The organism is Microbacterium wangyouchuni (genome assembly GCF_051546305.1).
GTDB lineage: Bacteria > Actinomycetota > Actinomycetes > Actinomycetales > Microbacteriaceae > Microbacterium.
In genome coordinates this window covers 1-2,136 of the sequence record NZ_JBPTMA010000018.1, presented here as the reverse complement: position 1 = coordinate 2,136, position 2,136 = coordinate 1, and the positions used below count along the sequence as shown (strand labels likewise).

Below are 2,136 nucleotides of genomic sequence, written 5' to 3'. Positions count from 1 at the left end.
TGTCGACGGCGCTCGAACTTTGAACGTTTTCGGCGTTCGAAAAGTGAACGGTTTTGGGCAGTCTAGTCAGGGTTTTCGTTGGTCGTGGTTCTGATGCTGGGGAGGCTGTCGATGCCTCGTCCTCGGAGCCGGTAGCTGGCGCCCTTGAGTGTGAGGACGTCGGCGTGGTGAACGATTCTGTCGATCATCGCGGCAGCGACGGCTTGGTCTCCGAAGACTCCGCCCCAGCTGGAGAATGGCAGGTTGCTGGTCAGGATGAGTGAGGCATGTTCGTAGCGAGATGACACGAGTTGGAAGAACAGGTTCGCGGCGTCTTGCTCGAATGGGAGGTAGCCGACTTCGTCGACGATGATCAGCCCGTATCGGCGGAGCTTTGTGAGTTCTTGTGGGAGCCGGCCTTGCCGATGCGCGTCGGTGAGGCGGGTGACCCAGTCCGTCGCCGTCGCGAATAGCACTCGGTGTCCGTGTCTGGCCGCAACGATCCCGAGCGCGGTCGCGAGATGCGTCTTCCCTGTCCCGGGAGGGCCGAGCAGGACGACGTTTCGCGCTTCGAGTAGGAACCCGCCAGATGCCAGAGAGCCAATTTGCTGCCGACTGGCAGGTTGCGGATCCCAGTCGAAGTCCTCAAGTGTCTTCCTCGATGGAAACCCTGCGGCTTTGATCCGTAGTTCACCACCGGATGCGTTGCGTGCGGAGACTTCTCGTTCCAGGACCGCGGCGAGGTAGTCCTCGAACGACCATCCCGCATCACGCGCTTGGTCAGCGAGGCGGGCGGCAGCCTCATTGATGCGCGGCGCTTTCAGCGCGGACGAGAGGTAGGTGATCTGCTTGACCGATTCGGTCTGTTTCGCCTGGCCCATCAGCTGAGCCCGCCTTCGACGATCCCGAACGCGCGGTCGTAGTCGCCGAGGTCTCGGGCCAGATCATCGGTGGCAGCGACAAGACGAGGCTGTTGAAACTTGCGCCGCAGCACCGCGGCCGCAGCCTTGTGGGCTGGGTCGGTGATCACGATCGAGCGGGCCCAGGCCCGCGGATGATCCGCGATGACCCTGCCATCTAGACGGACTCGAACTCGGTCTAGGTCCGCGCTCACATCGACAACCCGCCCGATGGCGCGCGGATCAACAGAGTAATCATTCGTGTCAACGCGGACGTAATAGTCGCGGCCGAGACGGATCCGAGCCCGCCATCCCAGATGCAACGGAATCGGCGGCAACGGCAGCATCGCCTCCAGATCGACCTGCAAACGATCGGCCGGCGATGCGTGCAACGTGCGCACGACCCGACGGTTCGCGATCTCCAACCAGTCGATGAACTGCTCGTTGAAGTCCGCCGGTGATGCGAAGGAACGCCCTGGCATGAACGAGGTCTCGAACCAGCCGTTGCGCCGCTCCACGATGCCCTTGGATTCCGGGTCTCGTGGTGGGAGCAGGATAAGTTTCGTGGCCAGGGTGCCCATGAACGCGTCGACCCCGTCTGCGTGTCGTTTCCCGCGGCCGATGCCCGGCTCGTTGTCCCAGAGCAGTCGCCGTGGAACCCGTCCGAGCTGCTCGATCAACTCCCACGATCCGAGAAGCAGATCCTCCGTCTTGCGGGTCGGGATCATCCGCCCGAGAGCGAACCGCGAATGCGCGGGAGTGATCACCAGCACGGGCAGCAGCTTCGCTGTCCCGTCCTCGAGCGGAATCCGTTTCGGTGGGAACCAGAGATCGCACTGCGCCGCGTCCCCGGCCGCCCAGACCAGCCGGTCCGCGGGATCGATGCGTTGCTGCTCGGGCCGTAACCGGGCAACGTTGTCACGGAACCAGCGGATCGAGCCCTCCCACCCGACGCGTTCGGCAAGCACCGTCGCGGGCATCGTTGGCGTCTCGAGCAACAGCTCCCGCACCCGCGCTTCGAACGGCGTGAACGACGTCACCGCTGCTTTCCGCTCGTATTGAGGTGGCGATTCCGACGCCACGGCCTTGATGACCGTGGTCCGCGAGATCCCCAAACGCGCAGCGATCTTCGCCTTCGGCTCGCCCTCCGCGGCCAGCCTCCGAATCAATGCCCAATCTTCCAAAGTGATCACTCTCCAATAGTTGAGTGTTCACTTTTCAAGCGCCGCTACTGTCCAGTTTTCAAGCGCCGCCGACA

At 63.2% G+C, this 2,136-nt stretch carries 2 protein-coding genes; both read right to left on the bottom strand.

The window, feature by feature from the left end; all coding sequences use genetic code 11:
• Positions 1–62: 62 nt before the first annotated feature.
• On the bottom strand, positions 63–860 hold the full coding sequence (istB, locus tag ACSS7Z_RS16205) for an IS21-like element helper ATPase IstB (RefSeq protein ID WP_438255906.1): 798 nt from the start codon (positions 858–860) through the stop codon (positions 63–65).
• Entirely contained in the window at positions 860–2,071 is a 1,212-nt protein-coding gene (istA, locus tag ACSS7Z_RS16200) for an IS21 family transposase (RefSeq protein WP_438255905.1), read from the bottom strand. The genes istB and istA overlap by 1 nt, the downstream gene beginning before the upstream one ends.
• Positions 2,072–2,136: the final 65 nt, after the last annotated feature.